The organism is Shewanella sp. 1180_01, assembly GCF_052850535.1.
In genome coordinates this window covers 61327-68459 of sequence record NZ_VXCT01000026.1, presented here as the reverse complement: position 1 = coordinate 68459, position 7133 = coordinate 61327, and the positions used below count along the sequence as shown (strand labels likewise).

Genomic DNA, 7133 nt, shown 5'->3' with positions numbered 1-7133 from the left:
CGGTTGATTTAAATTTTTGACTGCCAACCCGAAGGTTAAGCAGTTTCGATTAACTCAACACCTGTGAGTGTCCACACAGATTTCTTGTTTTATCTTGTTAAAGAGCAACTCAACCTCATAAGAGAAGGTGAGTACCACACTGAGCGTCGAACGCTTCCAGTTGGCTAGGGCTGCGTATTCTACGCATTTCCCATTTCGCGTCAAGGAGTTTTTTCAACTTCTTGCTCCGATTGAATTAAGTACCATTCTCAATAGAGAGTAAGCCATTCAATTCAATCTAACTCGCCAGCTTGCTTTCGCTATCTGCCGTGTCAGTGGATGCGCATTATAGGGAGATTGAGAAAGTGCGCAACCCCTATTTTAAGGAAATTTGCAGTTAATTCATATTCTTCAAGCTAATCACATCATACCCACCACTTACCCCCAAAGTTATCCACAATTCAGTCAAAATAATGCCTTTGCTCGACATTATCCTTCTCAAAAAGCCATTAGATGATTTGTAGGTAAGTATGTAAGTAGAAGAATTTAGTCTTTCAAAAGGAAGATTAAGCGAGGTGAAGCCTGATACTTATTAGGAGCACGCCTTAGTTAATTGCCTAATAACAATGTTAGCCATTTATGAAAACCGAGCCTGTTATATGGGAGAGCCGAGACATCAATATTTAAAGGGGTTATTTGTACATATATATGTGGAGGAGAAACTGACCTACAAAAAAGCCAGCTTGCGCTGGCTTTTTACATCAAGTTACCTTAACGGCAATCGATTACACTGTAGTCTGGAAAATCACTTCCGATGCCTTTTGTGTATAAGACTCGATTTGGTCGAAGTTCAAGTAACGGTAAGTGTCAGCCGCAGTGGCGTCTAACTCTTTTGCGTATTCTTGATATTCTTCAGGTGACGGCAGACGACCTAACAGTGCAGCAACCGCAGCAAGTTCAGCGGAGGCTAAGTAAACGTTAGCACCTGTACCTAAACGGTTAGGGAAGTTACGGGTAGAAGTCGATACTACAGTCGAACCTTCAGCTACACGTGCTTGGTTACCCATACACAGTGAACAACCTGGGATCTCGATGCGCGCGCCTACACGACCGAAAATTGCGTAGTAGCCTTCTTCAGTCAGCTGATCTCTGTCCATTTTAGTCGGTGGAGCAATCCACAGACGGGTTGGCAGGGTTTTAGCAAACTTGTCTAGCATCTTACCGGTTGCGCGGAAGTGACCAATGTTGGTCATACAAGAACCGACGAACACTTCGTCAATCTTAGTTTGCGCAACAGATGACAGCAGTACTGCATCATCAGGATCGTTTGGCGCACACAGGATTGGCTCTTTGATGTCGTTTAAATCGATTTCGATCACTGCAGCGTACTCAGCATCTTTATCGGCGCTCATCAGTTCAGGATTCGCTAACCACTCTTCCATGCCTTTGATACGACGTTCAATGGTACGACGATCGCCGTAACCTTCAGCGATCATCCACTTCAGCATGATGATGTTTGAGTTCAGGTATTCGATGATAGGTTCTTTGTCTAACTTGATGGTACAACCGGCAGCAGAGCGCTCAGCTGAAGCATCAGACAGTTCGAAAGCTTGTTCAACTTTCAAGGTTTCAAGACCTTCGATTTCCAGTACGCGACCAGAGAAGATATTGACTTTACCTTTCTTCTCAACGGTCAGCATGCCCAGTTCAATGGCTTTTAATGGGATAGCATGGACCAGATCACGCAGTGTGATACCGGGTTGCATTTTGCCCTTGAAGCGCACTAATACTGATTCCGGCATGTCGAGCGGCATAACGCCAGTCGCCGCAGCAAACGCCACTAAGCCAGAACCTGCTGGGAATGAAATACCAATTGGGAAACGCGTGTGTGAGTCACCACCGGTACCAACGGTATCTGGTAGTAGCATACGGTTTAACCATGAGTGGATAACACCATCGCCTGGACGCAGTGATACACCGCCGCGGTTCATGATGAAATCTGGCAGAGTATGATGCGTGTTCACATCAACAGGCTTTGGATAAGCCGCAGTGTGACAGAATGACTGCATAGTCAAATCAGCACTGAAACCTAAGCAAGCTAAATCTTTCAGCTCGTCACGGGTCATAGGACCTGTGGTATCTTGTGAACCGACAGAAGTCATCTTAGGTTCGCAGTATTGGCCAGGACGCACGCCAGCTACGCCGCATGCTTTACCAACCATCTTCTGCGCCAGCGTGTAACCTTTACCTGTGTCAGCCACGTCTTGTGAACGCACGAATACGTCAGATACGCCTAAACCTAATACTTCACGGGCTTTGTCAGTTAAACCACGACCGATGATCAGTGGAATACGACCACCAGCACGCACTTCGTCTAACAGCACGTCAGTTTTTAAGCTAAATTCTGAAATTACTTCGTCGCTATCGTGACGCTTAACCACACCGGCGTATGGGTAGATGTCAATCACATCGCCCATTTCCATTTTGTTTACGTCAAGCTCGATTGGCAGTGCGCCCGCATCTTCCATAGTGTTGAAGAAAATCGGTGCAATTTTACCGCCAAGGCAGAAACCGCCAGCGCGCTTGTTAGGGACGAATGGAATATCATCGCCCATAAACCACAGTACTGAGTTAGTCGCAGATTTACGTGATGAACCCGTACCGACAACGTCACCCACATACACTAATGGGAAACCTTGCGCTTTTAACGCTTCAATTTTTTTCACTGGGCCAACGGCGCCAGCAACATCAGGCTCGATACCATCACGGGCGTTTTTCAGCATAGCTAACGCGTGTAATGGAATATCAGGACGTGACCAAGCATCGGGTGCAGGTGACAAGTCATCGGTGTTGGTTTCACCAGAAACTTTAAATACTGTCAGAGTGACTTTGTCGGCAAGTTTTGGACGGTTTAAGTACCAATCTGCATTCGCCCACGCTTCAACCACTTGCTTAGCAAACTCATTGCCCGCTTCCATCTTCTCAACCACATCGTGGAAAGAATCAAACATCAACAGAGTGTGAGATAAGGCTTTAACGGCTAAAGGTGCTAACGCTGGGTTATCCAGCTGCGCGATCAGAGGTTCGATGTTGTAGCCGCCTTGCATTGTGCCTAATAACTCAGTAGCACGCTCAGCAGACAAAATAGGTGATTTTTCAGTGCCTTTGGCAACCGCATCTAAGAAAGCAGCTTTAACATAAGCGGCTTCATCAACACCTGGGGGAATTCGATTTTCAAGCAGGTCGAGAACGAAAGCCTCTTCACCTGCGGGTGGGTTTTGAACTAACTTAACCAGTTCAGCCACTTGATGTGCATCTAATGGCTTAGGGACTACGCCCTCTGCAGCACGTTCTGCGACGTGTTTACGATATGCTTCTAGCACGGCAACATTCCTCTTTGTTTGGCGCTCTAACAACGAAACTGCACGTCTTCTTAATTGAAGCTGACAGTCCGACATGATCGACCCGTATTTCCGGCCTGCAGTATACTACAGCTTTGCAAAAGTATGAATCAGGTCACACTCGGCAAAAAGCGAAATAAGGACTAAATCCGGCGGCGAATGCCAACTTACGGGAATATTAAAACAAGTGAAATTAGACAATAGTTTGAAAACAGACAAAAAACCATACACTACAAATAGTTAACAATGTTTCATTAATTTTAAATCGAACAGGTAATTTTCAGCGCCCTAGATAAAATATGTGTAAATTTTTCTCATCTTGCGGCATTTTGGCTTTTAAGATGCAGTGCGAGAACTTACACTCAGGCTTAATTTACTGCATATCCCAGTTATTTCCCCAGTCCATCGGAGCACCAATGACATCCCTTAGCATTCAAGCCGTTATTTTTGATATGGATGGCGTTTTAATCGATTCAGAACCCTTATGGCAGCAGGTCGAGTATGAAGTGTTATCCGCACTTGGCGTGCCCGTGACCATAGAAACGATTCAACAAACCACTGGTTTACGTATCGATCAATGCGTCGATTATTGGTACCACAAGGCTCCTTGGCCTCACTACGATAATGCCAAGGTCAGCCAAGCGATTGTCGATAAGGTCGCCAGTGAAATTCTGGTTAGCGGCGAAGCTATGCTGGGCGTTCACGAAGCGATTGACCACTGCCAAGCACTGGGTCTTAAAATCGGCTTAGCCACCTCCTCGTTTTACACTATTATCGAGGCAGTTCTCTCTAAGTTAGGACTCAGCGATAAATTTATGGCGGTGCAATCTGCCGAGGGCCTCACCTACGGCAAGCCACACCCTGAAGTGTATTTGAATTGCGCTAAGGCACTCGATGTCGATCCCCGCTATTGCCTTGCGATCGAAGATTCTTTTAATGGCTTAATTGCAGCCCGAGCGGCCAATATGCAAACGCTTGCGATCCCCGCGCCAGAGCAAAGAAGCGATGCTAAGTGGGTTATAGCCCACCATCAGGCTGAGAACTTATTGGCCTTGCCGACACTCTTAGCTCAATAACGCCATAACACGCCTAGCCTTAGCTGGGCGGATAAGCTTAGTTTTAGCTATATGGATAATGAGTCTTTGCCGTGTGGATGAATAGCAGAATGCTGTATGTACGAGAGGGGAGCCAATGAAGTACCTGTCTTTATTATCACCCGTATTATTACCCATGGGCTTAATACTCATGTCCGTTAGCTTGTCCGCCAATGCGGGTGGTGCTATGCACTGCAAGCAACAAGTGGTCAACACTGGCGATACCTTAACGACTGTGCTGGAGAAGTGCGGCTCGCCCAGCGATATTCGAGAATTTAGTTTGCCAGCTACTTATCTCAATTCAGATGGCGACCGAGTGATCGATCCCAGCAAGTTGCCGACTGAGTATCAAGAATGGACCTATGACTTTGGACCGACACGCTTAATGCGCCGGCTTTATGCCACTGATAATAAAGTCACTAAAATCGAATCCTTAGGTTACGGACATTAATCAGCAGCATCCTAGATTATTGTCATCAATAAAAAAGCCAGACATTGTCTGGCTTTCTTGTTTCAATCAACTGAATGTATTACCAAATCTTTACACGTTCATCTGGTGTTAAATACATTTTATCGCCTTCTTTCATCTCGAAAGCTTTATAGAAGGCTTCCACGTTACGCGGCGTACCCATAGCGCGGTAGTGACTCGGTGAATGCGGATCTGTCAGCAAACGACGGCTCAGCTCTTCATCACGGTAGTTACGACGCCATACTTGCGACCAACCCACAAAGAAGCGTTGCTCACCCGTTAATCCATCAAGCACTGGCGCGGGTTTGCCGTTAAGGCTCATTAGATACGAGCGTGCCGCTACGGTTAAACCGCCTAAGTCGCCGATATTTTCCCCTAAGGTCAAATCACCGTTAACAAACTTGCCGGGCAGTGCTTCATAACCTGAGTATTGCGCTGACAGTTGTTTACCGCGTTTTTGGAACTCTTCGCGGTCTTTATCTGACCACCAATCACGCAGGTTACCGTCGCCATCGTACTTAGCGCCTTGGTCATCGAAACCATGGCTGATTTCATGGCCGATCACAGCTCCGATACCACCGTAGTTCACCGCATCATCGGCATCCATATTGAAGAATGGCGGCTGCAGAATCGCAGCAGGGAATACGATTTCGTTTTTCACTGGGCTGTAATAAGCGTTCACCGTTTGTGGCGTCATGCCCCATTCGGTACGATCGATTGGCTTGCCAAGCTTGTTGATCATGTCTTGATATTCAAACTGTGCGTAACGCATGTAGTTACCGACTAACTCGTCAGCCTTGATATCTAAACCTGAGTAATCTTTCCACTTATCTGGATAACCGATTTTATAGGTAAACTTAGCCAGTTTTTCTTGGGCGGCGACTTTGGTTTCTGGCGTCATCCACTCAAGTTCATTGATGCTGACTTCAAAACCTTTGATCAAGTTTTTGATCATGGTTTCCATACGCGCTTTAGCTTCTGGCTTGAAATATTGCTTAACGTACTCTTCGCCCACTAACTCACCAATCACTTGGTCGGCGCCATCAACCGCTTTTTTCCAGCGTGGTTGTTGCTCTTCGATACCCATTAAGGTTTTGCTCTTAAAGGCGAAGTTCAAATCAACAAAGTTTTTGCTCAGTAACTCGGCGTAGCTATCTACTAAGTGGAACGCGAGATAATCCTGCCAAGCCGATACTGGGAAGGTCTCGAAACCTGCACCGAGTTTTTCGAAGTAAGAGGGTTGGCGCACTATGATGTCAGTGACTTTGTCGCCTAAACCTGCGCTGGTCGCGAAGGCATTGAAATCAAATTGACCCGTTAACTTTTGCAGTTCAGCGCGATCTAACTTGTTGTAAGCCTTATTGGCGTCACGGGATTCCACTCGGCTCCACTGACTTTTGGCGATCATCATTTCGATGTCGGCAACGTTTTTAGCAGCGCGTTTAGCGTCCTTGTAACCCGCTTCGGTCAGTATGTCTGTCACATACTTGGCCATGGCTTGGCGATTAGCTGCAAACTTAGGATCATCTTTCAGGTAATAATCACGGTCCGGCAACGTAAGGCCCGACTGGCTTAGATATACGGCGTACTGGGTTGAGTTTTTGGCGTCGTTATTGACGTAAAAACCAAAGGGAATACCAGAACCGGTCGTCAGCAATTTACCCATAACGGCAGGTAAATCAGCGTGTGTTTTTGCGCCAGCAATATCGGCCAGCAATGGCTTAAGCGGCGTAACGCCTAAGGTTTCAAGCAAATCGGTATTCATAAAGCTGGCGTTGAAATCACCAATCTTCTGCTCATTCGAGCCTGCCGCTGGATTCTTTTTAGCAGCCGCTTCGTCGATGATCTTTTTCAATGCATCCTGGCTTTGATCGTACAGCACAGAAAATGCGCCGTAGTTAGACTTGTCGGCTGGAATAGGCGTATTCGCTAACCATTTACCGTTAACGCTGTAATAGAAATCGTCTTGATGGCGAACTGAGGCATCAAAGTTTTGCAATTCAATGCCAGAAACCGCGGCGACTTCAGTTTTAGGCTCAGTACTACAAGCGGCTAAACCTAAACTCAGGGCGATACCCAGTGCCAGTGTGCTTATCTTCTTCATTGTTTTCCCCAGCTTCCTTAAGAGTTATTATTTTTCCCGCAAAACCTTAGCATCTTGCTACGCCTCACAGTAGTAAGATTTTGTAA

General features: G+C 46.3%; 4 protein-coding genes. 2 read left to right on the top strand and 2 right to left on the bottom strand.

Annotated features, from left to right (window positions below; translation table 11 throughout):
* Nucleotides 1-764: 764 nt before the first annotated feature.
* Entirely contained in the window at nucleotides 765-3362 is a 2598-nt protein-coding gene (gene acnB, locus FW758_RS14345; RefSeq protein WP_446445741.1) for a bifunctional aconitate hydratase 2/2-methylisocitrate dehydratase, read from the bottom strand.
* A 434-nt stretch (nucleotides 3363-3796) separates the two neighbouring features.
* Here acnB and hxpB point away from each other — a divergent pair, with 434 nt between their 5' ends.
* Nucleotides 3797-4456 carry a hexitol phosphatase HxpB gene (hxpB, locus tag FW758_RS14340; protein WP_446445740.1) on the top strand — a complete coding sequence of 220 codons (660 nt, stop codon included), beginning with the start codon at nucleotides 3797-3799 and terminating at the stop codon, nucleotides 4454-4456.
* A gap of 115 nt (nucleotides 4457-4571) precedes the next feature.
* Complete coding sequence (locus FW758_RS14335) at nucleotides 4572-4925, top strand: DUF2845 domain-containing protein (protein WP_006084354.1); 354 nt, start codon at nucleotides 4572-4574, stop codon at nucleotides 4923-4925.
* 79 nt (nucleotides 4926-5004) lie between these two features.
* Here the strand turns inward: FW758_RS14335 and FW758_RS14330 are convergent, their stop codons facing one another.
* A complete protein-coding gene (locus FW758_RS14330; protein WP_006084358.1) occupies nucleotides 5005-7047 on the bottom strand; it encodes a M13 family metallopeptidase in 2043 nt (680 codons plus the stop codon).
* Nucleotides 7048-7133: the final 86 nt, after the last annotated feature.

Excerpts from the sequence above, each read along its gene's own strand:
- FW758_RS14335 (WP_006084354.1), top strand. The coding sequence starts at position 4,572 with ATGAAGTACCTGTCTTTATTATCACCCGTATTATTACCCATGGGCTTA.
- hxpB (WP_446445740.1), top strand. The coding sequence starts at position 3,797 with ATGACATCCCTTAGCATTCAAGCCGTTATTTTTGATATGGATGGCGTT.
- FW758_RS14330 (WP_006084358.1), bottom strand. The coding sequence starts at position 7,047 with ATGAAGAAGATAAGCACACTGGCACTGGGTATCGCCCTGAGTTTAGGT.